We start from the raw sequence: 25,694 nt of genomic DNA, 5'->3' as shown, positions 1-25,694 counted from the left end.
GAAACGTCCGATGGTTGTTGACGAGCACATTTTCATATGCTCCTGTTCGGCCGATGGAAGCCTTGAAAAAACACCCTACCGATAGCCTGTCGGTGATTGGTTTGGGCAAGGTCGGTTTGCCGCTTGCCGCAAATCTGGCATCTGCCGGATCACCAGTATTTGGTTATGATCCGGATCCGGTCAGGCGGGATCTGTTAAGTAGCCACGATCCTCAGCAAGACGAAATTTTTTATGAAAACGGGTTGTCTCATGCCTTGAAGGAAGGCGCGGTCAATTTGACAGCGGTCGACAATATGGCGGAAGCAATTCTTGCCTCTGCCATATCATTTGTCATCGTTCCCACTCCTTCGTTACAAAACGGAAGCTTTTCACTTTCCTTTGTCGAGAGTGTCTGCAGTGAAATCGGAAAGACCTTGCGTAGCAAGGCCGAAGACCATTTGATTGTTCTGGTAAGTACAGTTTCGCCCGCGTCAGTGGCTGACACTATCGTTCCGGTGCTGGAGCGTGCGTCGGGAAAGACTTGCGGCAAGGGCTTCAGCTTTTGTTATTCACCGGCACTGATCGCCTTGGGCGATGTCATAAAAGGTTTTGCGGAACCCGATTTTGCATTTGTCGGAGAGGTTGACGAAAATGGCGCTGACCAACTGAATGCTTTTTATTCTGACCGATTGCCGCCCGAAACGCCAATACATCGAATGAGCGCCGAGAGCGTGGAAATTGCGAAACTGGCGCTGAACAATTTTCTGACAATGAAAATCGGTTTTTCAAACCTGATCGGTCATTTGTGCGATCGAACCCCGAACGCGGATGTGCACGACGTACTCGGTGCACTGGGGAATGACACGAGAATAGGGGGGAAATTCCTCAATGCCGGAATGGGATTCGGTGGCCCTTGTTTGCCGCGGGACAATGCTGCGCTGTCGGCCAGCTTGTCGTCGGTGGATCTGGAGCCGTATTTACCCGAAGCCATCGCGCGTAGCAACATGGACCACACAACCCGGCTGGCAATGATCGCGGATCCTCACCGGAACGTCGGTGTTATCGGACTTGGTTATAAAGCCGCCAGCCCGGTAACCCTGGATTCCGCTGCTATTGCCCTGTGTAACATTCTGATCGAGCGTGGCCGCAATGTCTATGCATTTGATCCCCTTGCAGACAAGATGGATTTCGGTTCGTTACACGAGCAGGTCATATTGGTCTCGTCGCTCTCCAAACTATTCGAGCTGGTCGAAATGGCCTTTCTCACAGCCGACCTGCAGTCCTCAGGAGAATTCGCTGAAAATTTTCCCGACGAGGTCATGCTGATCGACGTAAGCAGCCGACTGGCAAATGATGAGAGACATTCGCACGTTCGCATATTTGGCAAGTCTTAGCTCGCCAGTCAGACATGGTTTTTAATCGCCACCTGGCTCGCTATCCATTGATAGGTCGTTGCGAGCCCCTGAATCAGCGGTTGTTCCGGTTTCCACCCCAGAACTTCAGCAATAAGCCTGTTGTCCGAATTCCTTCCGCGGACACCCTGCGGACCTTCAACCGATTGGATTTTCAGTTGTTTTCCCGATAATTTGATGATGGCCTCTGCGAGATCTGCTATGCTGATCATTTCCTCGGATCCGATATTGACCGGATCGCTATAGTCAGAACGCATCAACCGGACGGTGCCTTCGATACATTCGTCAATATAGAGAAAAGACCGTGTTTGCCGTCCATCACCCCATATTTCCATCTCCGTCCCGTCGGTTGCTTCTGCGATTTTCCTGCACAATGCAGCCGGCGCTTTTTCCCGCCCGCCCTGCCAGGTTCCCAGCGGCCCGAATATGTTGTGATATCTAGCTATTCTGACATTGATCCCATGGTTGCGATGAAACGCCTGGTAGAGCCGTTCGCTGAACAGTTTCTCCCATCCATAATCGCTCTCCGGGTCAGCGGGATAGGCCGACTTTTCCCCACAAACCGGATTATCAGGATCGGTCTGGTTATAGGCTGGATAAATACAGGCAGACGATGTGAAGAATAGCCGCCCGGCCTTGTCAGCGGTGCAATATTTCGCCGTGTTCAGATTGACTTGAGCCGAATTGAAAATCACGTCTGCATCATTCTCGCCGGTGAACAGATAGCCTGCTCCACCCATATCAGCAGCCAGTTGATAGACTTCGTCAAAGTCCCGAAAGAAAAGGCTTTCCACGACTTTTGCATCCCGAAGGTCGCCGATAATGAAATCATCGGCTTTGGTCTGGCCAAATTCCGGATATTTGACGTCCACGCCGCGAACCCAGAAACCTTCGCTTTTCAATCGATTTACCAGATGGTTCCCAATAAAACCGCCGGCTCCAAAAACCATTGCTTTGTTCAATTGTCTCTCGCCATCCATCAGGTGTCGCGGACAAATCTGATTATTTGACCCAGCCTTTTTCCGGCGTAGTAAAGCCAACAGCATGTTTCAAATAAAAAGAAATTGAGTCTGCTGCTTGCGACTGATATTTCGGCCATTCACAATGCGTAATCCACCAAAGCTCATGTCAGGAAATAATCGATCCGGGATTTTGCCAGTAAAACTGCATTCCCGGAAACGGCTGAGCGCACCACATTCCGACGGCATATTATTCCTTGTTTATTCGCAAGACGTATAAAATGTCCACGCCCTTCAGGAAGAGAAACATATGACCAGCCCGGTAAAATTGCATCTGGGCTGCGGGCCCGTATATATCCCGGGCTTCATTCATATTGATGCAAATCCACATAGCCATGTCGACCATGTTTGCAGCGTTGATCAACTCGATCAAATAGCCGACGACAGCGTCGATTTAGTCTATGCTTGCCACGTCCTCGAGCATTTTGGCCGAAACGAATATCAAGCGGTTCTGACAGAATGGTACCGCGTGCTCAAACCGCGCGGAATCCTGAGACTTTCTGTTCCGGATTTTGCAAAAACTGTGAAAATTTATGTTGAGAGAAATCTTCTGGTTGACGGTATGATGACGATAATGGGATCTCTGGTGGGTGGACAGCGTGATGAATTTGATTATCACAAAATTGTATTCGACCGGAAACTGCTCGATCAGGCCCTTGGAAATGCGGGCTTTACATCAACCCGCCTTTGGGATTGGCGGGACACGGAGCACGCGCATATTGACGATCATTCTCAGGCCTATCTTCCGCATATGGACAAGGAAAACGGGATATTGATGAGTTTGAACATGGAGGCGGTAAAAGGATCCGATTGAACCGTGATCGAACAATTGGCGGCAAGCATGCCGAACCTATCCGGGGAACAATGATTTGACCATATTGGAAGAAGTGCGGGTCTTGATCAGGCTGATGTCACCGGCACTGCGGCTTCGAATGGTTATGACATTATTGTTGATGCTTCTCGGCATTTTCGCCGAAATGCTGACGATCGGAGCGGTGCTTCCGTTCATTGCTTTTGCAACCAATCCGGAGTCCGAAATGATCGGGCCTCAAGCAAGGGCCTGGTTCAATTGGATCCATGACGACCCGCTGATTGCAGCATCCATTGTGTTGGGGGGGGCAGCCATTTGCTCGACGGGTGTACGATTGTTCCTTTCTTGGGCCAGTCAGAAATTCATTGTCAATTTTGGTGCCGAACTTTCCAGAGAGATTTTCGGCCGGATTATCCGGCAGCCATATGCCGAACAGGTGAGAAGAAACTCCAGCGAGATAATGTCGGGAATTTCCAAGGTAAACGATGTTGTTTACGGATTTGTCCAGCCCTTGATGCAGGCGCTGATTTCACTGACTATGGTAATATGCATTTCCGTGCTTCTTTTTGCCATCAGCCCATTTGCGGCGGGTGTCGCCGGGTCAATAATAGTGACCGCTTATGCTTTGGTCGCGCGATTGAGCATCCACCGCTTGCAGCATAATTCGGAAATCATCGCCACGCAGATGACCCGCCGGACCAGGATATTGCAGGACAGCCTCGGCGGAATTCGTGATATTATTCTGGAACGATCACAAGATGTTTTTGAAAGCAAGTTCGCCGATGCCGACCAACGAAACCGCGCTGCAGTCGGGATGAACAATGTGATCGCAACCACTCCCCGATATATAGTGGAAGCAGCCGGTATTCTGGCCATTATCTTTGTTACGGCCAAGATGAGCGCCGGCACGGAGGGCTTCACCGGAGCCATTCCCACTCTCGGCGCTATCTCTTTTGGCGCGCTCAGGCTCTTGCCTCTGGTCCAATCCACCTGGAACGGTCTGAGTGCCGCAATGGGTAATCGCGAGTTGCTGGCAGATGTTTTGACATATTCAGAACTCCCGGTACCGGATCAGCACCCGAAAACCGGCAGGATTACGCTCGACAGGCAACTTGCCTTCAAAAATGTCTCCTTCCGCTATACCGATGGCAGTCCGACGCTCAGCAAGGTTTCGATAGAGATAAACCAAGGGGAGCATATTGGTATATCCGGGATTACCGGTAGCGGTAAATCAACATTTCTCGATCTGGTCTCGGGATTGCTTGTTCCCGACGAAGGCCAGATCAGCGTAGATGGCGTCCCGCTGCGGGATGAGAATATCGGCGCATGGCAAGCCTCGATTGCCCACGTGCCACAGTCGATTTTTCTCGTCGATGATACGATTTCTGCCAATATTATATTCGGGTCCGGGCGCGAAACCATCGATGAATCAAAATTGCGACGCGCCGCAACGGTTGCACAGCTCGATCCGTTTCTGGAAAGCTTGCCACTTGCATTCGACACATGTGTCGGAGAACGCGGCGTGAGATTGTCAGGCGGTCAACGGCAGCGCATTGGTATTGCCCGGGCGATCTATCGACAAGCTTCAGTCCTGATCCTGGACGAGGCCACAAGCGCGCTGGACGGTGTTACCGAAGCAAATATCATGACTGAAATTTCGAAGCTGTCTGACGAGTTTACCGTGATAACAGTTGCCCACCGACAATCCACGCTGGCCTATTGCGACCGGATTTTGAACGTGGCGGATGGCCAGCTCCATTGGCGCTGAACCACGGCAAGGTCAGCAAAATAGCAGTCGCTCGATAGGTCCTGTGGCCATCTCTATGCTGGGTTTTGAACGTTGTCAGCTGCGACCGGCGATCTTCCGCTTCCGGATCGATCCAGACGGGCAGAGCTTCCGGATATCAGGATCAATTCGGCAACATTCTTAGATCCTTCAGGAGATTGCCGTTGCGATTTGCCGGGAGGCACTTTCCGAAAACCCCCGAAAATTGTGGCCAAGTTGCAACGAATCCGCCGATTTCGTTAATATTGCGACTATCTGACGGGAAAATCGCGCTTATAATCTGGACTATTTTCCGTGTTTGCATCAATTCCCCGGCCAAGATGGGTAGTTGGACCCATTCCAAAATAGACTCACGGACCGGAAAGGTCGGAGCGCAGGAGAAATTGATGAAAATTGCTAAATTTTTGGCCGCTACTGCACTTGGTGGCGTTGTTACCCTATCGCCTGCCTATGCGCAGGATGTGCAGGAACAGGAAACGTTCGAAGACAATGTGATCGTCGTCACCGCGTCCAAGCGCGAGACGACTTTGCAGGAAACACCCATTTCGGTTTCCGTGACGTCCGGTGAAACGCTTGAAAATGCGCAGATCCGCGATGTGCTTGATCTGCAATCGGTCGCTCCTTCACTGCGTGTCAGCCAGTTGCAGACGTCTTCGGCCTCGACCTTCATCATTCGCGGCTTTGGCAACGGCGACAATAATTTCGGCATCGAGCCATCAGTAGGCGTGTTCATCGATGGCGTATTCCGTTCGCGTTCGGCGGCGGCTCTGTCGGATCTTCCCAATGTCCAGCGTATCGAGGTTCTCAACGGCCCGCAATCGACGCTGTTCGGCAAAAATGCATCGGCCGGCGTAATCTCGGTCGTGACACGCGAACCGCAATTTCAGTTTGGCGGTGCTGTTGAAGCGATTTACGGCAATTATAACAATGTCGTCATCAAAGGAGACGTTACTGGCCCGCTGACCGACAATATCGCTTTCTCGCTCGATGGCAGCTACAACCGGCGCGACGGCTATGCGGAGATTGTCAATCTGGGCGTAGACCAGAACGACCGGAACCGCTGGGCGGCGCGCGGCCAGTTGCTGATCGAGCCGACGGCCGATCTCTCCATTCGCGCGATTGCTGATTATTCGCGGATCGACGAAGTCTGCTGTCAGGTGACCACGGTGGTTGCCGGACCGACTGCCGGAGCAATCCAGTTGCTGGGTGGCCAGTTCTCGACCGACCTGTATGACTATAATGCCTATCTCAACCAGATTCCGATCAACAAGGTCGACAATTATGGTGGATCGGTACAGGTCGATTATGAAGCCGGTGCGCTGTCGTTTACCTCGATTTCCTCCTACCGGGAACTGAAGAACCTGTTCGTTTCGGACATCGACTTTACCAGCCTCGATATTGCGAACGAAACCCGCAACCAGAAGGTGAAGACGGTCACCCAGGAATTCCGTGTGACGTCCGACTTCGACGGCCCGGTCAACTTCCTGCTCGGTGGCTATTATTTTGACGAAAGCATCTCGCAGCGCAGCCAGATCGAAAATGGCAGCCAGATTCGTGATTTCTTCGAAATATTGGCTGGTGGTAACCCGGCGGATGTCATTGCCGGGAACCCGAGCGTGTTCAACGGCGTGGAATCGGCTCTTGGCCTGCCGCAGGAATCGATCTTTCTGACTCCGTTGCTGACATCCGAGCAATTCTCGATGGACAATACGTCCTACTCGATCTTCGGCACGGTTGATTTCGAACCGGTCGACGGTCTCGTGTTTACCGGCGGTTTCAACTATACCGATGACAAAAAGGATTTCGCTCTCGCACAGCAAAGCTTTGATCCTCTGGGCCAGATCAATCTGATTGATGCCTTCATTGTTGGCGCGACCAGCGGAACCGTGACCACAAGGGATCAGTTCCAGGCGCTTCCGGCTACGACCCAGCAGGCGCTGCTTGCCGCGGCAACCGATGCCAATGTTAACCCGTTGCTCGGTCTTTCCGCGTTTCAGTTCCAGCCTCCGTTCGTCACCATTCCGAACGCGATTGAAGACGGCAAGACCCGGGATGACAAGTTCACCTATCTGCTGCGGGCATCCTATTCGATCTCTGATCAGGTCAATGTCTACGCCAGCTATGCGACGGGCTTCAAGGCCAGTTCTGTAAACCTGTCACGCGACAGCCGTCCCTCCAACACCGACTATGTTGCAGGTATCGGCGGATCGACTTTTGCAGCGCCGTCATCGCCCATTCTCGATGCCGGCCTGGCGGTGCCCAACCTGAGAAGCGGTTCGCGCTTTGCAGGGCCGGAAAATGCCACTGTCTATGAAGTCGGCCTGAAGGGCCAGTGGCCAGGGTTCGGTTTCAACCTCGCCCTGTTCGACCAGACCATCGAGGGTTTCCAGAGCCTGGCCTTCACCGGCACCGGATTTGCCCTGCAGAACGCAGGTCAGCAGTCGGTCAAAGGCTTCGAGTTTGACAGCAATATCAATCCGGCTGACGGACTGGTGTTCACTTTTGCCATGACCTATCTGGACCCGCTTTATGATGATTTTCCGGGCAGCGTTCTGGGCGATCTGACCGGCGCTACGCCAGGCGGTATTCCGGAATTCTCGATATCCACTTCCGCGACCTATTCCCACGAATTCGGCGCGAGCGGAAATATGCTGATCACGCGGATTGACTATAATCACGAAAGCAACACGCCGATCAACAATGGCCTGCCGACCTACAATGCCGATCTCGGCAACACCCAGATTTTCGATCGTGAGGTCAATCTGGTTAACGGCTCGATGACGCTCAAGCTCGAGAATGGTCTGGAAGTCGGTGCCTATGTCCGCAATCTGCTCAATGACAAGTATCTCACGACTGTCTTTGACGGCGTGGCCCAGTCGGGCACGGTGTCCGGCTATCCAAGCGCCCCCCGTACCTATGGCGGAGTCGTGCGCTACAAATTCTGATATTGTACGAAAATTACAAGACAGGGCCCTGCCGGGAAACCGGCAGGGCTTTTTTGTGTCCCAATTGCACCAAATTGTCCTTTTTTGGTGCAAAAATGTAATGCTATCATGCATTTTTTATAATTCTGGCTGGACTTAATCGCGCGATTAGTTGAGTATTCGTTCATCGGGGGGATGAGCAAAAGCTACACTCTCCGGTGACAAACGTTGGGATTTGGGAGAGAGAAATGCGTAAATCGCTACTATTGGCTGCCACAGCTATATCGGGAATGTCCGCACCTGCCTTGGCGCAGGGTCAGGATAATGATGTCATCGACAGCAACGTCATCATCGTCACCGCACAACGTCAGGCGCAAAGCGCACAGGATGTGCCAATTGCCGTTTCCGCATTTTCGCAAGAGGCGCTTGAAGCGCAACAGATCGAGAACAGTTCCGATCTCCAGCTGACGCTTCCGAACATCACCTTTACCAAAACCAATTTTACCAGTTCGAGTTTCACAATCCGTGGCATCGGCGATCTGTGTGTTGGCACATCCTGCGACCAGGCAACCGCCATCCACCTGAATGATCAGCCGCTATTTTCGACCCGCCTGTTCGAGACAGAGTTTTTCGATCTGGAGCGCGTTGAAGTTCTGCGCGGTCCACAAGGCACATTGTTCGGACGGAATGCGACCGCCGGGGTGGTCAATGTGGTTAGCGCCAAGCCCAATCTGGGAGAATTCCAGGCTTCCGGTGATGTGGAATATGGCAATTATAATGCGCTCAAGGTCAAGGGAATGGTCAACATTCCGATCGGCGACAGTCTGGCTTTCCGTGGAGCGGGCATTTACGTGAAACGCGATGGCTATACGACCAATCTCAATGGTGGCCCTGATCTCGATGACCGCGAGCTATACTCGATCCGCGGCTCGCTGCGCTTTGAACCGGGGCCGGATACCACGATCGATCTGATGGCTTCCTATTTTCGCGAAGACGACAACCGGATGCGCATCCAGAAACAATATTGCCAACGCGACGAAACCGGTATTCTCGGCTGTCTGAATGCCCGCCGCGATGCGCAATCGTTCAACGGCAATGCCACCTTTACCGCAGCGCTGTCCTCGCAGGAATTCCTCGCCACTCAAGGGATACCAACCGCCTTTGCGCTAGGAAGCCTCTACGGTCCGGATCAATATGAAGGTATCGGCATCCCTGCCGATCCGCGGACGGTGAACACGGCATTCTCGCCTGAATATTTCACCAGCGAACTGACTTTCCAGGGCAAGATCGAGCATGACTTCGGACCGATCAGCGCCCAGCTTTCGGGTACCTATCAGAAGGTGAAGCTGGATTCCCGACAGGATTATAACAATAATATCGGCCGCCGGGATATCTATGCTCCCGGCTTGAACACACTTGCCGCCGCAGCGGCCGGCCTGGTTCCGGGCCTGCCGGCAGCCTATTTTGCGCCGCTTGCAGCCGCAATCATCCCCAACGGACCGGATGGCGTGCTATGTACGTCGGACACGGACACAATCGGTCTGGGGGCATTTGGCGGAAACAGCAATTGTTCAATGACGCCGCTGCAATATGACCGTTCCAATCAATATAATAACAGCTGGTCGGCGGAAGCGATAATCTCGAGTGATCTGGACGGACCGTTCAATTTCCTCCTTGGCGGCATCTATGCCGATTATCATCTGACCGAGAACAGCTATTATGTGAATGCGTTCGCGATCGATTATGTTGCCGGTCTGCTCGGCAGCTTCACATCTCTGGGCGGGGGTTTGCCGCCATCGTACCTCGGTACTCCCTATTTCCGGAACAATACCGATGACCTGACGGTCAAATCCTACGGTCTGTTCGGCGAAGTCTATTTTGACATCAGCGACAGCCTCAAACTGACCGGTGGCTTGCGCTATAATAATGACAAGAAAACTGTGCAGGCGCGTTCAACTCTGGCCAGCTTCTTGGTCCCGTACAGCCAGACCACCAATGCGTTTGAATCGCCTTATGTCGGATCTTTCGATGCAGATCCCGGCACGGTTGGCAACCAGATCTACCAGAATCGCGAGGTCAAGTATAACGAGATCACTGGGCGGGCCGTAATCGACTACAAGATCACCGATGACAACCTGATCTATGCATCCTATTCCCGTGGCTACAAATCCGGCGGTATAAACCCGCCACTGCAACCGATTTTCGAGGTTCCGGAATCCTTCCGGCCAGAACAGGTGGATGCGTTTGAAATCGGTTCGAAAAACACCTTCGGTGATGGAGCGCTGCAACTCAATGTGACAGCCTTCTATTACAAATATAAGGATCTGCAACTGAGCAAGATTGTCGCACGAACAGCCGTGAACGAGAATATCGATGCCGATATTTACGGTGCGGAAGTCGAAGCGATCATCCGTCCCGATCCGGACTGGATGATCAATCTGGGTTTCAGTTATCTGCACACCGAAGTGAAGGGCGATACGTTTAACAGCGATCCCCGCGATTTCGGTGGCGGCCGGTCCGATGCGGTGATTATCAAGGATATCACCAATGCATCCAACTGTGCGGTGGCTTCGACATCCGGAAATGCAGCGGGAGTTAACCAGTTCGTCAACTCGGTGAACAGTGTCATCAACGCCGGTCTGGTTCCGGGACTTGCGGCCGGGGCAGGGCTCCAGCCTACGGTTTCCTTCCCTGATGATGGCGGCATTGCTTCCACTGGCGCCTTCGGTATCTGCGGCGTGCTTGAAGCAGCGGCTGCTGGTGCATTTGCCGGGGCCGGACTTGATCCGGCTGCATTTGGCGGGGTTGAATATTTTGCCGCGGGCGTTCCCAAGAATATTCGCGGAAATGATCTGCCGCAGGCGCCGCAGCTGAAATTCTCGGTCGGTGTCCAATATACGCATAATTTCGACAATGGCATGAGCCTGGTGCCGCGTGTTGACCTCGCTTATACCGGAGAAAGTTACGGCAGCATCTTCAACGGCAATGTCAACCAGATCGACGGCTATGCGCAGGCCAATGCGCAGATACAGCTGAACGGAACGGATGACCGCTGGTATGTTCGGGGCTTCATCCAGAATATATTCGACAGCAACTCGGAAACCGGACTTTATGTGACGGACCAGTCGTCCGGTCTCTACACCAATGTCTTCACGCTGGAGCCCCGGCGCTACGGTATCGGTGCCGGCTTCAAATTCTGATCTGAAACGATGATGATGACAGACGAGCCCTGCCGGGAGACCGGCGGGGCTTTTTGCAACTCGTTGAAAAGTCTGTTCACAAAAGAACGGGCGGATTCGGATTTGCGAAAATCCTCGACACGGGCCGTTTTTGCCAAGCCGGAATGAAATTGATCAGGATTGGATCCGTTGCGCAGAAACATGCAAGAAGCATAAGGTCCTGCTGTGCTATGGATCCGACAGACAGGCTAGTCTCTCTGCGATGGCCAGGCGGCTGCCTTGCCAAATCTGCAAGATGATCGGGAAAGCCCCAGCTTGCTCGCGCTTCGGTTTTTTTGCTGCCGTCGATCGCCCGGATCAACTTCAATCCGTAAAAATGGTGCCGAATATCCGACTCGAACGGATGACCTACCGCTTACAAGGCGGTTGCTCTACCAGCTGAGCTAATTCGGCATACACTGGATTTGCTGGGCGCTATTAGCGTCAAACCACGCCAAAGGTCCAGCCTTCTTTTTGCGCGATTTCATCGGTCAGGGCAGGCGGGTTCCAGAGCGCCGGATAGGCCGCGGACCGCTTCATCCATGCCGCCGTAATCAGCGCATCGGTGCTATGGTCGTCATAGCGGGGCAGCCTTGACGGGACAGGCGTATCAAGCCGTGTCAGGGCGCGTTTAAGTCCGGCGCGATCACGGACCTTGCTGCGGCCTTTGGGCTGACCCGCGGCCAGCGCCGCGATGGTCGTATATATTTCGACAATGACGGGACCGGATTCGGGCACGGGGTCAAAAGGCCAGATCGGAATCGCGCCATCGAGCTGATTGAGCAGGCGCATACCGGTCAGGCTGGATTTTCCCACCTGCGCCGCGCCGACCAGATTGAAGCAGCTGGCGCTGTTGGCTTGCCGGGTTTCACGCTGATAACGCTCGACCGCGCGCAAGCGGCCGCTGCCGCCGGTAAACAGGTCGCCAACCCGGCCTTGCCCGTGGCGGAAATGACGGCTCGCCTGCGGGTGCACGAGAAAGCTCGTGACATTGAGATGGGGGTCATCAGCACTGAGTCCATCGATCTGACGCCACAGGTTTTTCGCATCAAAAGGACTGTCTTCCCACTCCGGAAAATAAGCCTGCCGATCAAAAAACGGCAGCGACATCGACAGGTCAAAGCCGATCAGGATATCCCGCTGCGTCGCTGCATGTCCGAGCAGCCAATCCAGGACATCAGCCCGCGACCAGCGCGGTTCGGGCGATAACAGGGCAGGGGGACCTTCAGGACCGATAATCGCGACCGCGATTCCGCGGGGCCGTTCGGTCCTGGCGCCCGACCAGTCGATGCAGGCAAATTGGGAGAAGTTTCGCACTCGGCAACCCTAGCGGATTGCTCGGGCAAAAGAAAAGGGCGAGTCCAGTGGACCCGCCCTTGTTCTATAACTTGTCAGCCCGTGCCTATTTCTTGGCGGCCGGTTTTGTCGCCGCAGGCTTCCGCGCTGCGGGCTTACGGGCTGCGGGTGCCTTGGGTTTTGGCGGATTGTTGCGGAGGTCCTCAAGAACCTTGCCGGCAACATCGCGACCACCCCAGCCAAAAGCGAGAGCTGCCGCTGCTGCGCCGCCAATCACCAGTGCTGTGAAGGCGGTCTGAACAATCTCCTCGCCCACGCCCATGAACTGCAGACCCATGAAGGTGAACAGGATGATGGTGGCATAGCGGATGATCGTCGCCGCCATGCTGCTTTCGTCCGCAGCGCTCATTACCCGAGCCAGCAAATTGGCAATCAGGAAACCTGCCATGATCACAACACCGCCGAATATGACCCGGCCACCGAGTTCAAGCACCTGGTCCAGTATCTGGGTAAGTTCCGGAAAACCGAGCAGGCGCGTTGCTGCGATAGCAAAGAAGAGCATGATGCCGATCTGCGCAATACGTGCCAAAATGGACGTCAGAGAGGTTTTCTCGGGCAATATTCCGATCGCCGCAACCGATTGGTCAACGCCAAGACCGGGCAGGATATCCTTGATGATCTGGACAACAAATTTGCTGATCAAATAGCCGAGTCCCAGGGTGATCGCTGCCGAGAAAATGGCGGGCAATGCCTGGAAGATAGTCCGCAGCATCTCGCTGGCCGGTCCCGAAATTGACTCGATATCGAGAATGTCGAGCGCGAAAATCGCGATGAAGATAACAGTCAAAGCATAGACGATCGAACCGATTGTCGACGAAATCTGGCTATTGCCGGTAGCCGTGTCGATACCGCCCCGGTTGGCCCATTTGTCAAAGTCGAATGTCTGCAAGGCGGTTACCACGAGATCGCGCAATATATCGGCGATCTTGAGGCCGACGAAAAAGACAACCACTGCCATCACAATGCCGGGCAATGCCTGCATCACGGTGTTGAGCAGTCCCTCGATTGGCTGCACAACGCCACCGAGGCCGAACACGGTCAGAACAGCAATCAGGCCAAACAGCCAGATCAACAGGCTGGCGATTTTGCCCAGCGATTCCCCAAGCGATGCTCCCGAACCGGTATCACGGCGCAAAAATCCGATATTGTCTACCAGCTTTGCAAAGGCCCATTTGGCGGCCTTCGCCAAAAACCAAGTGATAAGAAGAATGATGACCGCCAGGCCGATCTTCTGTCCTATTTCTATGGCGAGCTCCGTATCCAGAGCGTAATTGCCTATTCGCATACCATCCATATAGCATCCCCTGCTTAAAAAAAGTTTCGACTGATATCTTGTTACCACATTTCGCGGTGGATAGACAGTTATCAATAGCAAGCCGGCTGGGAGGAAGCGTAAATAGTCGTAAAGATCAGTCGCCTGGAATTATTTCTATTACAACCCGTCCAATGGCTTCGCGCCTTTCGAGCACCCTTAGCGCCTCCGCAGTATCGGCGAGCGCAAAGCGGTGGGAAATATGCGGCCGCATGGCGCCCTCGGCGGCCAGTTGCTGCAGCGCGGCACTTTGGCGCCGGGCAAGCTCGGGATCCCGGCGCGGGCTCTCTCCGGCACGCACACCAATCAGGCTGTAGGTCTTGATCATGGCATGATTGGCCGGGAAAGCCGGAATTTTACCACTGGCAAAGCCGATTATGAGGTACCGGCCGTTCCAGGCGATGGCCCGTGTGGCCGTCAGCGCCAGATCACCCCCGACCGGATCATAGACAAGATCGACACCTTTGCCGTCGGTCAATGCCTTCACCCGGGCGGCCAAATCCTCAGCCGATGGGTCGAGGACATGATCGGCCCCTGCAGCCAGAATGGTCTTTCGCTTTTCGTCGCTTGAACCGGTGCCGATGACGGTTGCGCCAACATGCTTGGCCATCTTGACGGCAGCCATGCCGACCCCGCCGCTTGCACCCAGAACAAGGACGGACTCTCCTTGCCGGAGGTGGCCCCGCTCGACCAGTGCATGCCAGGCGGTTGAACCGGCAGCTTGCCAACTGGCGCCTTCGCTGAAGGAAAGAGCGTCGGGCAGGGGCGATGCGGCAGCGGCCCTGACGACCCATTGTTCGGCCAGCGCGCCCCCTTTTCCGCCCGTCATGACCCGGTCACCCGGCTTGAAAATGTCAACATCGGAGGCGACTTCGATCACCTCGCCGGCCGCTTCCATGCCGGGAATGAACGGCGGGTCGGGCCGAAACTGATATTTGCCCTCGGTCATCAACAGATCGGGAAAATTCAGCCCCGCCGCGTGGACCAGAATACGGATCTCGCCGCTTCGCAGCGGCTTCGCTTGCTGCTCCAGGATCCGGATGGAGGAAGGGCCGCCGAGGTCCGTGCAGACGGCGGCCTGATATTTATCACTCATGATTTTCCTGCTGCTATCACGTCTCTGATGAATGTTTCGATGTCGAAACGATTGTCGCTGCTGTCATAGCCCCGGCGGACGATCACCATGTCGAGCGAAGGTATGATCACAAGATACTGGCCGCGATTGCCAAAGCCGGCAAAGCTGTCGTCTGGAATCCCCGGTGATTTGTTCATCAGCCAGAAGGTCGCACCATAGCCGAACGCTCGATTTTCAGGCTGCGGTCCGGATGGCTTGCTGACATAGTCCCGCCAGTTCTCCGGCAGCAACGTTTCGCCGTTCCACGATCCATTATCGAGATAGAGCATGCCGAGCCGGCCCAGGTCCCGCGCTGTGGTCCACACCTGGCTGGAAAGGATATAATGGCCTTGCCAGTCGGTTTCGGCATAGGTCCGCGTCATGCCAAGCTTCTGGAAGAGGATGAAAGGATCGAACTCCGGATGTTGCTGCCGGGCAGCGTGAACCGCGAGCAACGTGTCGTTATTTGCGTAGCGAAAGCGGATGCCCGGTTTATAGAGCAAGGGCCATGCGGTGGCTCGTTCGGTGACGCTTGCCCCGCCCATATAAAGTGGATCGGTGCGGTTTCCGGCGGTATCATTGACCAACCCGCTGCTCATCCGCATCAATTGATCGATGGTGAGCGATGCGCGGGGATCGCCCTGTCTCTGCCATTCGGGAATCTGTACCGGAGCAAATATGTTCAGCTTTTTCTGCTCGACCGAATATCCGATAAGGGTGCCGGCGATGGATTTTGCGACCGACCATGTCCGCTGCGCGGTGTGCAGATCGTGCCCTTTCTTGTAGGATTCCGCGACGATCTTGCCGTTTCTTATGATCAGCACAGCGCTGGTTTTTCCGCCATATGTCTCTGTTTGAAACGCTTGTTCGGCTGTCGTCCGGAAAGCGGCCGGCCGGGCCGTCGCCGCCGAAAGCGCTTCGCGGTCACCCATCGGCCAAGTCCGATCGTCGAAATATCTCCGCTCAGCCGGCGTTGGGCGGATTTCCGTTTGTTCAAAGCCGATTGGCATGGACGTGCAACCGGTTTCGCTATTCCAGACGGCAATCCGCGGCGGGGCATCTTCGGTGAAAGGCACCCGCACTTCGCGCCTTGCCATATCAATGTCTTCAACCAGAAGAGGAACGGTTTCCGCCACCCGATCATAGATACCGGTCAGTTCGTCGGCCTTGATATCAGCCAGCGTTTTTCCGCCGTTCCACAGCCCGGAACAGATGAATTGTGCTTTGTAACCGGCCGCCAAAGCCCGGTCATAACGCGCCATCTCGTCGCTCTGGGCCATGGCGCTGCTGCTCAGCAGGGCACCGGCGACACAGATATTAGCGAGTTTTTTCAGCACGCAGTTTCCCCCAAAAATCCAGCCGTTCCCTTATTTTGTGCTCGAAGCCGCGATCCACCGGATGGTAGAATTGCTGCGCCTTCATATCTTCTGGCCAGTAATTATCGCCCGAAAATCCGTCATCGCTTTCATGATCATAGCTGTAACCGGAACCATAGCCGATTTCCTTCATGAGTTTTGTCGGTGCGTTCAATATATTCTGCGGCGGCATTAGCGAACCGGTGTCTTTGGCAGATTTCCAAGCGGCTTTTTGCGCCTTATAGGCGGCGTTGGATTTCGGCGCGGTCGCGCAATAGAGACAAGCCTGTACGATGGCCAGTTCGCCCTCCGGACTGCCGAGAAATTCATAGGCCTGTTTTGCCGACAACGCCTGCACCAGAGCCTGCGGATCTGCCATGCCTATATCCTCGCTGGCAAATCGGACGATCCGGCGCAGCAAGAATAGAGGTTGCTCCCCGGCAACCAACATTCTCGCAAGATAATATAGGGATGCTTGCGGATCGGATCCGCGCATCGCTTTGTGAAGCGCCGAGATCAGATTATAATGGCCTTCGCGATCCTTGTCGTAGACGGCCATCCGGCGATGCAGGATTTTGGCAAGACTCCCCGGGGCCAGCGGATCCTTGATATCCAGCGACAGCAATGTTTCAGCCTGATTGAGCAGAAAGCGGCCATCACCATCGGCACTGGCAATCAGCGCCTCTCTGGCTTCCCTGGTAAGCGGCAGGGATTGCTGCTCCAGTGCCTCTGCCTTTGCCAGCAATTGTCCCAGCGCATTGCTGTCGAGCCTGTTCAGAATCAGCACTTGGGCGCGGCTGAGCAGGGCGGCATTGAGCTCAAAGGACGGATTCTCGGTAGTCGCACCAACAAGAACCACGGCGCCGCGCTCGACATAGGGGAGGAAGCTGTCCTGTTGCGACCGGTTGAACCGATGGATTTCATCTACGAACAACAGAGTGGCCTTGCCCGACTGAAAATGCATCTCGGCTTCGGCGAAAACCTTTTTCAGTTCGGCAACGCCGGAAAAGACCGCGGAAATCGCGTTGAAATGCAAGTCTGTCTGATCGGCCAATAACCGAGCAAGACTGGTTTTTCCGGTCCCGGGCGGCCCCCATAAAATCATCGAGGAAAGCCTGCCGGCGGCGACCATTCGGGCTATTGTCCCGTCCGCTCCGACAAGATGGTCCTGACCAACAATCTCTTCCAGAACACGGGGTCGCAGCCGGTCTGCCAGTGGCGCGTCCGGCGTGGATTCAGGCGCGTCCTCCTGCCCGTCGTCCTCGTCGAAAAGGCCCTGCATGGCTAGCGGACTGCCGCTTGCTGTATCGGGCCGTGGCCGGCCTGCCGCTGGCGGACCAGACGGATATAGGTTTGCGCCACCACATTGTTGATCTGGTCCCAGCTATAGTCCTCGGCACGCTGTTCGCCGGCGGAGCCATGGGCATTGCGCAGATCGCTGTTCTGGCAATAGAGTTGCAGTGCATCGGCAAATTCGCGAACCGCGCCGGGGGTCACCAGCTTGCCGGATTCGTTATTCTTGACGAGGCTCTGGCTTCCCGTGGCCTTTGCCGCAACGACGGGCAGTCCGCAGGCCATCGCCTCCAGAGTTACATTGCCGAACGTCTCGGTGATTGAGGGATTGAACAGCATATCCATGCTGGCCACCGCGCGACCGAGATCGCTGCCTTGCTGAAATCCGACGAACGCAGCACCGGGGATCCTGTCTTCGAACCATTGCTGGGCCGGTCCTTCTCCAATCACCAGAATCTTGTGCGCCACCTTACGGCGTTTCAACTCGTCGATCGTGTCCGAAAAAACGTCGAGCCCTTTCTCCATGACCAGTCGACCGAGAAAGCCGATCACGGGCATATCATCCTCTATGTCCAGCGACTGCCGCCACGCCAGATCGCGCCGTCCGGAATGGAATATTTCGCGATCGACACCGCGCGACCAGATACCGATGTCATAGTTCATCCGCTGGTCCCTCAAAACCTGCGCCATTGATTCCGAGGGTGCGACCAGCGCGTCGCAACGGCGATAAAGGCGGCGCAAGATCGCTTCGATCACCGGCTCCAGAAAAGCGAGATTATAATAACGAGGATAAGTTTCAAACCGGGTATGGACCGATGCCAGTACCGGAATATTCTGGCGACGGGCCCAGGACACCATCTTGTGACCGACGCGGTCGGGGCTGGAAATCTGCATGATATTCGGATTGAACTGGGCCAGATCCTTGCGCACGTCCCCGGAAATCCGCGTGGGAAAACGATATTCGCCGCGGCCGGGAAAGGCGACCGACGGCACGCTGACCAGATCTCCTGTCGGCTCAAAGGCAGGCGTGTCAGTGGTCGGGGAATAAACCCGCACAGCGGCCCCCTGACGCAACAAATAGTCGACCAGACGGTTGAGCGCCTGGTTTGCACCATCGCGCACAAAATTATAATTGCCGCTGTAGAGCGCAATACGAAGATCACTGATTTTCATTCGCGCCTTCAAGCATAATAGCTGGCGAATTGCCAATATGAACTTGATCGGCTAGCAGAGGAACATGATAAAGACCCGGCTCGACCAGTTGCTGATCGGCACCCCGAAACCCTTTCGCAAAGACGGTGAAACAAGCGCCATTGTCAAGATGCCGGTCGAGGATGCCAGAATGCTCGGCCTTGAAGGCCTGTCCGGCAATCAGGTCGCCGATCAGGTCCACCATGGCGGCCGGGACAAGGCTGTCCATCTCTATCCGGCAGATCATTATGCGTTCTGGCAGGACAGATACCCTGATCTTGAGCTGCTCGAGCATCCCGGGGCGTTCGGAGAGAATTTTAGCTGCACCGGCATGAGTGAGGACCGGCTCTGTCTCGGCGATATTTTTCGGCTAGGCGAAGCGCTGATCCAGTGCAGCCATGCCCGGCAACCTTGCTGGAAACTCAATCATCATTTTGGCAAAGCGGATGTGCTGAAAACCATCGTGAAAACCGGCAAATCCGGCTGCTATTTTCGCGTTCTGGAAACAGGAAAGGTGCGGGCAGGAGACGATTTCATCCAGCAGGCCCGCCCTTTGCCCGAATGGCCGCTCGACAGACTGTTCGGCCTGATCATCGGCGGCGGACACAAGGGGCGTAACGCGGAGCTTGAAATGCTGGCCAAAAACCCGCTGCTGGCAGAGAGTTGGCGGCTGCGGGCAGGGCAACTGGCCGCAGCCTGAGTGGACTAGATCTGCTCCGACTTTGGCGGGTGCAGGCGCAATTTCGTCACGCGCCGATCATCCGCTTCGGTGATTTCCAGTATCCAGCCGCTGGGATGTTCCAGCTTTTCGCCGACGACCGGTATATGACCGGCCAGGACGAACGACAGACCGCCGATTGTATCGACATCTTCGTCGATGACTTCCAGCGCCGGATCAACGGCCTCGCCGACATCATCCAGTTCGGCTCTCGCGTCCGCTTCCCAGATACCATTTTCCAGCTGAACCAGCATAGGAACCGGTTCATCATCATGCTCGTCTTCGATCTCGCCGGTGATTTCCTCGACAATATCCTCGATCGTGACGAGGCCTTCGGTACCATTATATTCGTCAAAGATGATGGCTAGATGAGTGCGCGTCGCCCGCATTTCGGCGAGCAGGTCGAGCACGCCCATGGATTCGGGCACGAAGCGCGGTTGCCGGAGGAAGGGGCTGATGTCATCGGGATGTTCGTCCCCTCTGGCAACGATCGCAAAGATATCCTTGATATGGATCATGCCGATAATATTGTCGAGATTCTCCCGATAGACCGGAATCCGGCTGTGGCCGTGTTCGGAAAAAATATCGACGAAATCGCTGAAAGGCGCGCTTTCCTCAATGGCTATGATGTCGGCGCGTGGCACCGCGATATCATCGACCCTATGCTCGCTAAAATGCAGCATATTGCGCAGCATTTCCAATTCCAGCGACGAAACGTCAGGCGGATTATTGGGGTCTGCCTCGGCGTCGCTCTCATGATCGTCGATGACTTCTTCGATCTGCGCGCGCAGGCTGTTGTCTTCGTTATTGCCGAATAGCAGAGCCTTCAGGCTCTGCCATATTCGCCCGGGTTCCTCATCTTCCTTGGATAGGCTGCTGCTGCGCGCCGCACCGGTAGCATTATCATTTTCAACGTCGGTCATTCTGTTTCTTGATTACCTGTTTTACGCTTGTTCTGAATAAGGGTTGGCAATGCCCAGTGTCGCCAATGCTTTGATTTCGCAGTTTTCCATCAATGCAGCATCTGTCTCGTTCTCGTGATCATAGCCTAGCAAATGCAGCGTCCCGTGCACAATCAAATGTGTTATATGGGTGGTGAGGGCAACATTTTTGCCCGCAGCCTCTTCACTGCAGGTTTCGTAGGCCAGAATGATATCTCCGAGCAGGGCTTCGCCATCGTCGGTATTGGCTAGGGCGCCGAGCAGATCCGGCTGAATCTGGGGAAAAGACAGAACGTTGGTCGGCTTGTCCTTGCCGCGATAATCGTTGTTGAGACGATGGACTTCGGCATCGTCCGAGAGCTTCACGCTGAGCTCCATATCAAAATTCCGGGCCAGCAGATCCGCATGGGACGAAGCGGTGATTGCCGCCTTGGCCGCACGCGCAGCGAGATTCGACCAATCCCGTTCACTGTCCCAAACGGGAGATGCTGTCAGTTCAGTCCGGAGCATCTTTGCCTTCATAGGCTTCGACAATTTTGCCGACCAGTGGATGACGGACAACATCGCTGGCGCCGAATCTGACTACGCTGACGCTCTCGATATCCTGCAATTTGGATACGGCATCAGCCAGTCCGGACGTGGCCTCGCGCGGCAAGTCGACCTGGTTGGGGTCGCCGCAGATCACCATGCGGCTGTTCATCCCGAAACGGGTCAGAAACATCTTCATCTGCGCAGCAGTCGTGTTCTGGGCCTCGTCGAGGATGACAAATGCGTCGGACAGTGTCCGTCCGCGCATGAAAGCAATGGGTGCAATTTCGATTTCACCGCTTTCGATACGGCGCTCGACCTGTTCGGCTGGAAGCGTATCGTAGAGGGCATCGTAAAGCGGTCGCAGAAACGGATCGACCTTTTCCTTGAGGTCACCCGGCAGAAAACCGATTTTTTCACCCGCTTCGACAGCCGGACGCGACAGGATCAAACGATCGACAGAGCCGCTAACCAACTGAGACACTGCTTGTGCCACGGCCAGATAGGTCTTTCCGGTGCCTGCAGGACCGAGAGCGAAAATCATGTCGTCGCGGGCCAGAGCTTCCATATAATGAGCCTGCCGCACCGACCGCGGAAAGATGGTTTTCTTGCGCGTCCGGATCATGACCTTTGGCGCATCGGCAACATCAATTTTCTTTGCCGTCACACCCGGAGCCGGCTGTTTTGCGGTTTTTGCCACTCGCGGATCTGCAGCCATGGCGATGATCGCCTCGACCGCGCCCGCGTCGATCTCCTGTCCTTGCTCCAGACGGTTGTAAATGCCGAAAATGACATCGCGCGCCTGTGAAACCGCTTCTTCCTCGCCTTCGATTTTCAGCTTCGTACCACGCGCAGCAATATAGACACCGAGCCGGTTTTCGATGGCGACAATATTCCGGTCATATTCCCCGAACAGGTCGCCCAATATCTGCGGGTCGTCAAATTCCAGATCCAAGGTCGTGAGCTTTGCGGATGCACCGGCTTTGCTTTTATGGGCCATCAGGCAGCGAGTCTTTCTTTGATCCGACCGGTGAGACTGTTCGGTCCGGCCTGGGTGATTTCGACGTCGGCCAGATCGCCAATGGCGAGATCGGGCGAAATGATATGCACCGATTGCAGCCATGGCGTTTTGCCGATCAGCTGACCGTCAAGCTTGCCCTGCCGTTCCAGCAGGATATCGGTTGTCCGGCCAACGGTTTGCTGGTTGAAATCAAATTGCTGCTGGTTCAGCAAAGCCTGCAGTCTTTGGAGCCGTTCATCCATCACCTCCGGCGGAATCTGTTCCTCCATTCCGGCCGCGGGTGTGCCCGGACGCGGAGAATATTTGAACGAGAAAGCCTGAGAATATCTGGCCTCGCGGACGATTTGCAAAGTCTCTTCAAAATCCTGATCGGTCTCGCCCGGGAAGCCGACGATAAAGTCGCCGGAAAGCGCTATATCGGGCCGGACTTTCCGCATCTGTTCGAGAATGTCGAGATAACTTTTTGCGCTGTGTGAGCGATTCATCGCCTTGAGAATCCGGTCGCTACCAGACTGGACCGGCAGATGGAGGAACGGCATGAGCGTCTCGACATCACCATGTGCGGAGACGAGACCCCCGGTCATGTCATTGGGGTGGCTGGTCATGTAACGAATACGCTTCAGCCCCTTGATCTTGTCGAGCGCACGGATCAGACCATCGAGGCCCTGTGTCTGGCCCTTGTCATCTTCGCCGCTCCAGGCATTCACATTCTGCCCGAGCAGCGTGATTTCAAGCGCGCCACCATCAACCAGCGCCTTTGCCTCGTTGACAAGGTCTGCCCAAGGCCGGGAGATTTCAGCGCCGCGGGTGTAAGGCACTACGCAATAGGTACAGAATTTGTCACAGCCTTCCTGCACCGTCAGAAATGCGGTTGGTCGCGCCTGTTTGCCGCGCGAGGGCAGGATATCGAATTTCGAAATCGCCGGCATGTCGGTATCGAGCGCCTTCTTGCCGGATTTCGCCACGTCCATCAGTTCTGGGAGCCGGTGATAGGCCTGTGGCCCCACGACAATATCGACGCTGGGCGCGCGACGGGATATTTCCCTTCCCTCGGCTTGGGCAACGCAGCCGGCAACAGCGATCATCGGGCTGCTGCCGTCCTTCCGGCGCAGACGTCCGATATCGGAATAGACCTTGTCGACCGCTTTTTCCCGGATGTGACAGGTATTGAGCACCACAAGATCAGCATCCTCGCTGCTATCCGCCGCGCTCATGCCCTGATCGGACAGCAGTTCGGACATGCGCTCGCCATCATAGACGTTCATCTGGCAGCCGAAGGATTTGATATGATATTTTTTGGGATCAGCCTGTGTCATAGAGCGCGCCTATACAATGGGTTTGCCCCCCAGGGAAGCCGAAAGCGGCTCGACAATCCGTCGTCTGGCTTCGGCCGCAATATCTTTGCGGCTGGAATAATGGTCAGGATCGAACGGCTCGAGAAAATGGACTTCGACCAGGAAACTGCCGCGCCGGGTGAGCAACCGCCAGGCATTGGACTGTGCACTTTCTTCGCCGGTCCAGCTGACCTCATAGGCGTCGCCGCCATAGTTGAGAAATATCGGCTGCACCAAAATGCCAGGTGGCGGGGGTTCCAGCACCTTGAGCAGCGGTGCTTTGAACGGCAGAAGCGTGGAGCCATCAGTCGTCGTGCCCTCGGGGAATATCGTTATCGCCCAAGTTTCCTCCAGCGCGTCGCGGAGTTGGTTAATCTGCTGTGCGATTCCCATACGGTCCGCGCGCGAAACAAACACCGTATCGTTGAGCCGGCAAAGCCAGCCTATGACCGGCCATCGGCTGATCTCTTCCTTGGATACAAAGGCGGTACCGCTATGACCGCCGAGTATAGCGATATCGACCCAGGACAGGTGATTGGAAATGAAAAAGACATCGCGTTTGATTGGCGTGCCGATAATGTTCACCCGCGCTCCGCAAGCAAAGGCGGCAATCTTGAGAAACGTACGCGGCCAGGGGTTGGACAGGCCGAAGAGACGCCACAGATAGTAAAGGGGAACGCAGACAAGCAATGCCAAGACCAATATCGTCATACGCAATGCGAATCTCAGATATCCCATCGGTGATGCTCCGCTCCACAACCTATATGCCATCGGCTGGGTGTCGCAGGGGCGAGCCTCCGGGTCGGGATCAAGCACCTCAGCTTTTTCTGGCGAGAGATACGCCATATAGCTCCATGCGATGATCAACCAGCCGGTATCCCAGCTTTTCTGCGATCTGTTTCTGCAATGCTTCCAGTTCCGGATCGACAAACTCGATGACTTTACCGGTTTCCACATCGATCAGATGATCGTGATGCGCTTCCGGCACCGCTTCATAGCGCGCCCGACCGTCGCCGAAATCATGGCGATCAAGTATACCGGCTTCTTCAAACAGCCGGACTGTCCGGTAAACGGTCGCAATCGAAATTCTGGGATCTACCGCTGACGCACGCTCGTGCAGGGTCTCGACATCGGGATGATCCTCGGCGTCGGATATGACACGCGCTATCACCCGACGCTGGTCGGTGATGCGGAGCCCTTTTTCAGCACAGAGTGCTTCAAGATCAATTTTTTGCGGCATGGAACCTTTCCGTTACGCTGGCCAAGACTCTATGCGGGGCAGGGGATATTGCAAAGGGAAAATTGCGACAAGCTTGCCGCAATTTCGATATTTGCTGCAACGAGAAGTCCAGCCTATTTCTTTTTGCCCTTTTTCTTGCCCAGACCGATTGCCTTGGCAAGTTGGCGGCGTTTTTCCGCATAATTGGGCGCGACCATCGGATAGTCGTTGGGCAGCCCCCATTTCGCGCGATAATCCTCGGGTGTCATGCCGTAATGGGTCATCAGGTGGCGCTTGAGCATTTTCAGCTTCTTGCCATCTTCCAGGCAAACGACATAGTCCGGCTTAATCGATGCCTTGATTGGAACGGCGGGTTCCGGGCGTGCCTGTTCCGCTGCCTTGCCCGAAAGCGAGGCCAGTGCTCCGTGAACGCTGCTGATGATCAGCGGCAGATCAGACACTGCGACGCTGTTATTGCTGACATGCGCAGCAACAATGTCCGAAGTGAGCGTAATCAACGTCTCATTCAGAGCGATTTCTTCCTCTGTCATATTAAATTACCTTTGTGCGACCATTATTTTTATAATGCATTTTTTGCGCGCCGGTAATTACACGAACTGTCAGTAGCTGCAATAGGCAAACTGTCAGTTACATTAGTTTAAACGCTGAGCGTTGTCTTGTAAGTAACCGCGTCGAATTTTTGCATATCCGGGCCGGTGTAATAGGCTTTTCGCACACCAATTTTTTGAAATCCGAATTTCGAATATAGTATTTTCGCCGGATTATCTTCTCTCATTTCCAGAAAAACCGCATTAACTCCGTTATTTACTGAAAGTCTCAGCATATGTTCGAGCAGATGATAGCCGACGCCTTTGCTTCGGAATTCCGGAGCCACCGCAAGCATCAGAAGCTCTTCTTCGTCTGCAGCCTGCCGGCTGATCAGAAAACCACAGATGATGTTTTTGCATTCTGCAATCAATAGCTTTGCATTCGGCAGGGACAGCATCGACCGGCATTGATGGGTATTCCATCCTTCGCCGTAGGTTTTCGGAAAAGCATGTTCCATGACGTGCATGACATCGCCAAGATCAGCGAGATCACCAAGCCGTATTCTGATCGGGAAGAGGCCATGATCTTCGCTAGGGCTTTCGCGCGTGGCCATT

Annotated in this window: 21 protein-coding genes and 1 tRNA gene; 6 read left to right on the top strand and 16 right to left on the bottom strand. The window is 54.9% G+C overall.

Going from position 1 to position 25,694, the window contains the following annotated elements; genetic code table 11:
* The first annotated feature begins 62 nt into the window (after positions 1-62).
* Positions 63-1,373, top strand: a complete 1,311-nt coding sequence (locus BOSE62_RS05440) for a nucleotide sugar dehydrogenase (RefSeq protein WP_159643076.1) — start codon at positions 63-65, stop codon at positions 1,371-1,373.
* A gap of 8 nt (positions 1,374-1,381) precedes the next feature.
* Here BOSE62_RS05440 and BOSE62_RS05435 read toward each other — a convergent pair whose 3' ends face one another.
* Positions 1,382-2,341: an NAD-dependent epimerase/dehydratase family protein gene (locus BOSE62_RS05435; protein WP_268893916.1), complete on the bottom strand. Its 960-nt coding sequence runs from the start codon at positions 2,339-2,341 to the stop codon at positions 1,382-1,384.
* Between the two features lie 319 nt (positions 2,342-2,660).
* Between BOSE62_RS05435 and BOSE62_RS05430 the strand changes: the two genes are divergently transcribed.
* The 4 genes from BOSE62_RS05430 (at position 2,661) to BOSE62_RS05415 (ending at position 11,131) form a co-directional block, all read left to right on the top strand.
* On the top strand, positions 2,661-3,224 hold the full coding sequence (locus BOSE62_RS05430) for a class I SAM-dependent methyltransferase (protein WP_159643072.1): 564 nt from the start codon (positions 2,661-2,663) through the stop codon (positions 3,222-3,224).
* Between the two features lie 55 nt (positions 3,225-3,279).
* Positions 3,280-4,989: an ABC transporter ATP-binding protein gene (locus BOSE62_RS05425; protein WP_159643070.1), complete on the top strand. Its 1,710-nt coding sequence runs from the start codon at positions 3,280-3,282 to the stop codon at positions 4,987-4,989.
* Between the two features lie 404 nt (positions 4,990-5,393).
* Positions 5,394-7,952: a TonB-dependent receptor gene (locus BOSE62_RS05420; protein ID WP_159643068.1), complete on the top strand. Its 2,559-nt coding sequence runs from the start codon at positions 5,394-5,396 to the stop codon at positions 7,950-7,952.
* A 227-nt stretch (positions 7,953-8,179) separates the two neighbouring features.
* On the top strand, positions 8,180-11,131 hold the full coding sequence (locus tag BOSE62_RS05415; RefSeq protein ID WP_159643066.1) for a TonB-dependent receptor: 2,952 nt from the start codon (positions 8,180-8,182) through the stop codon (positions 11,129-11,131).
* A 356-nt stretch (positions 11,132-11,487) separates the two neighbouring features.
* Here BOSE62_RS05415 and BOSE62_RS05410 read toward each other — a convergent pair.
* The 7 genes from BOSE62_RS05410 to BOSE62_RS05380 all read right to left on the bottom strand — a co-directional run bounded on the left by BOSE62_RS05410 (position 11,488) and on the right by BOSE62_RS05380 (position 18,752).
* Positions 11,488-11,563, bottom strand: a tRNA-Thr gene (locus BOSE62_RS05410).
* Positions 11,564-11,593: 30 nt separating this feature from the next.
* Positions 11,594-12,466 carry a hypothetical protein gene (locus tag BOSE62_RS05405; protein ID WP_159643064.1) on the bottom strand — a complete coding sequence of 291 codons (873 nt, stop codon included), beginning with the start codon at positions 12,464-12,466 and terminating at the stop codon, positions 11,594-11,596.
* Between the two features lie 85 nt (positions 12,467-12,551).
* A complete protein-coding gene (locus BOSE62_RS05400) occupies positions 12,552-13,799 on the bottom strand; it encodes a mechanosensitive ion channel (protein WP_236553853.1) in 1,248 nt (415 codons plus the stop codon).
* Between the two features lie 115 nt (positions 13,800-13,914).
* Positions 13,915-14,913, bottom strand: coding sequence for an NADPH:quinone oxidoreductase family protein (locus BOSE62_RS05395; RefSeq protein WP_159643062.1), 999 nt, complete (start codon positions 14,911-14,913; stop codon positions 13,915-13,917).
* Positions 14,910-16,268, bottom strand: a complete 1,359-nt coding sequence (locus BOSE62_RS05390) for a serine hydrolase domain-containing protein (protein WP_236553851.1) — start codon at positions 16,266-16,268, stop codon at positions 14,910-14,912. Before BOSE62_RS05390 ends, BOSE62_RS05395 begins: the two co-directional genes overlap by 4 nt.
* Entirely contained in the window at positions 16,249-17,568 is a 1,320-nt protein-coding gene (locus tag BOSE62_RS05385) for a replication-associated recombination protein A (RefSeq protein ID WP_159643060.1), read from the bottom strand. The genes BOSE62_RS05390 and BOSE62_RS05385 overlap by 20 nt, the downstream gene beginning before the upstream one ends.
* A 2-nt stretch (positions 17,569-17,570) precedes the next feature.
* Positions 17,571-18,752, bottom strand: coding sequence for a glycosyltransferase family 4 protein (locus BOSE62_RS05380; protein WP_159643058.1), 1,182 nt, complete (start codon positions 18,750-18,752; stop codon positions 17,571-17,573).
* 64 nt (positions 18,753-18,816) lie between these two features.
* Here BOSE62_RS05380 and BOSE62_RS05375 point away from each other — a divergent pair, with 64 nt between their 5' ends.
* A complete protein-coding gene (locus BOSE62_RS05375) occupies positions 18,817-19,470 on the top strand; it encodes an MOSC domain-containing protein (protein WP_159643056.1) in 654 nt (217 codons plus the stop codon).
* Between the two features lie 5 nt (positions 19,471-19,475).
* On the opposite strand, the gene BOSE62_RS05370 is transcribed toward BOSE62_RS05375, so the two are convergent.
* The 8 genes from BOSE62_RS05370 to rimI form a co-directional block, all read right to left on the bottom strand.
* Positions 19,476-20,411 (bottom strand): hemolysin family protein, encoded by a 936-nt coding sequence (locus BOSE62_RS05370; RefSeq protein ID WP_159643054.1) that lies wholly within the window; start codon positions 20,409-20,411, stop codon positions 19,476-19,478.
* 21 nt (positions 20,412-20,432) lie between these two features.
* Positions 20,433-20,939: an rRNA maturation RNase YbeY gene (ybeY, locus tag BOSE62_RS05365; protein WP_159643052.1), complete on the bottom strand. Its 507-nt coding sequence runs from the start codon at positions 20,937-20,939 to the stop codon at positions 20,433-20,435.
* The gene (locus BOSE62_RS05360) at positions 20,926-21,957 is read right to left on the bottom strand and encodes a PhoH family protein (RefSeq protein WP_159643050.1); all 1,032 of its coding nucleotides are present in this window, start codon (positions 21,955-21,957) and stop codon (positions 20,926-20,928) included. Before BOSE62_RS05360 ends, ybeY begins: the two co-directional genes overlap by 14 nt.
* Complete coding sequence (gene miaB / locus BOSE62_RS05355) at positions 21,957-23,294, bottom strand: tRNA (N6-isopentenyl adenosine(37)-C2)-methylthiotransferase MiaB (RefSeq protein WP_159643048.1); 1,338 nt, start codon at positions 23,292-23,294, stop codon at positions 21,957-21,959. Before miaB ends, BOSE62_RS05360 begins: the two co-directional genes overlap by 1 nt.
* A 9-nt stretch (positions 23,295-23,303) precedes the next feature.
* Positions 23,304-24,050 (bottom strand): lysophospholipid acyltransferase family protein, encoded by a 747-nt coding sequence (locus tag BOSE62_RS05350; RefSeq protein WP_236553849.1) that lies wholly within the window; start codon positions 24,048-24,050, stop codon positions 23,304-23,306.
* Positions 24,051-24,129: 79 nt separating this feature from the next.
* Positions 24,130-24,552, bottom strand: coding sequence for a Fur family transcriptional regulator (locus BOSE62_RS05345; RefSeq protein WP_067199835.1), 423 nt, complete (start codon positions 24,550-24,552; stop codon positions 24,130-24,132).
* Between the two features lie 113 nt (positions 24,553-24,665).
* Entirely contained in the window at positions 24,666-25,082 is a 417-nt protein-coding gene (locus BOSE62_RS05340; RefSeq protein WP_159643046.1) for a MucR family transcriptional regulator, read from the bottom strand.
* A gap of 107 nt (positions 25,083-25,189) precedes the next feature.
* On the bottom strand, positions 25,190-25,693 hold the full coding sequence (rimI, locus tag BOSE62_RS05335) for a ribosomal protein S18-alanine N-acetyltransferase (RefSeq protein WP_159643044.1): 504 nt from the start codon (positions 25,691-25,693) through the stop codon (positions 25,190-25,192).
* Between the last annotated feature and the right edge of the window lies 1 nt (position 25,694).

The sequence above is a fragment of the Sphingorhabdus sp. 109 genome, from assembly GCF_902506555.1.
Classification (GTDB): Bacteria; Pseudomonadota; Alphaproteobacteria; order Sphingomonadales; family Sphingomonadaceae; genus Parasphingorhabdus.
The sequence above is the reverse complement of the archived record's forward strand: the minus strand, read 5'-3'. Positions and strand labels throughout refer to the sequence as shown.

Bases quoted from the DNA above. Each gene is read 5' to 3' on its own strand.
- BOSE62_RS05350 (WP_236553849.1), bottom strand. From the start codon at position 24,050: ATGGGATATCTGAGATTCGCATTGCGTATGACGATATTGGTCTTGGCA.
- rimI (WP_159643044.1), bottom strand. From the start codon at position 25,693: ATGGCCACGCGCGAAAGCCCTAGCGAAGATCATGGCCTCTTCCCGATC.
- BOSE62_RS05340 (WP_159643046.1), bottom strand. From the start codon at position 25,082: ATGACAGAGGAAGAAATCGCTCTGAATGAGACGTTGATTACGCTCACT.
- BOSE62_RS05400 (WP_236553853.1), bottom strand. From the start codon at position 13,799: ATGGATGGTATGCGAATAGGCAATTACGCTCTGGATACGGAGCTCGCC.
- miaB (WP_159643048.1), bottom strand. From the start codon at position 23,294: ATGACACAGGCTGATCCCAAAAAATATCATATCAAATCCTTCGGCTGC.
- BOSE62_RS05430 (WP_159643072.1), top strand. From the start codon at position 2,661: ATGACCAGCCCGGTAAAATTGCATCTGGGCTGCGGGCCCGTATATATC.
- BOSE62_RS05435 (WP_268893916.1), bottom strand. From the start codon at position 2,341: ATGGTTTTTGGAGCCGGCGGTTTTATTGGGAACCATCTGGTAAATCGA.
- ybeY (WP_159643052.1), bottom strand. From the start codon at position 20,939: ATGCTCCGGACTGAACTGACAGCATCTCCCGTTTGGGACAGTGAACGG.
- BOSE62_RS05395 (WP_159643062.1), bottom strand. From the start codon at position 14,913: ATGAGTGATAAATATCAGGCCGCCGTCTGCACGGACCTCGGCGGCCCT.
- BOSE62_RS05385 (WP_159643060.1), bottom strand. From the start codon at position 17,568: ATGCAGGGCCTTTTCGACGAGGACGACGGGCAGGAGGACGCGCCTGAA.
- BOSE62_RS05415 (WP_159643066.1), top strand. From the start codon at position 8,180: ATGCGTAAATCGCTACTATTGGCTGCCACAGCTATATCGGGAATGTCC.
- BOSE62_RS05375 (WP_159643056.1), top strand. From the start codon at position 18,817: ATGATAAAGACCCGGCTCGACCAGTTGCTGATCGGCACCCCGAAACCC.
- BOSE62_RS05370 (WP_159643054.1), bottom strand. From the start codon at position 20,411: ATGACCGACGTTGAAAATGATAATGCTACCGGTGCGGCGCGCAGCAGC.
- BOSE62_RS05345 (WP_067199835.1), bottom strand. From the start codon at position 24,552: ATGCCGCAAAAAATTGATCTTGAAGCACTCTGTGCTGAAAAAGGGCTC.
- BOSE62_RS05360 (WP_159643050.1), bottom strand. From the start codon at position 21,957: ATGGCCCATAAAAGCAAAGCCGGTGCATCCGCAAAGCTCACGACCTTG.
- BOSE62_RS05380 (WP_159643058.1), bottom strand. From the start codon at position 18,752: ATGAAAATCAGTGATCTTCGTATTGCGCTCTACAGCGGCAATTATAAT.
- BOSE62_RS05420 (WP_159643068.1), top strand. From the start codon at position 5,394: ATGAAAATTGCTAAATTTTTGGCCGCTACTGCACTTGGTGGCGTTGTT.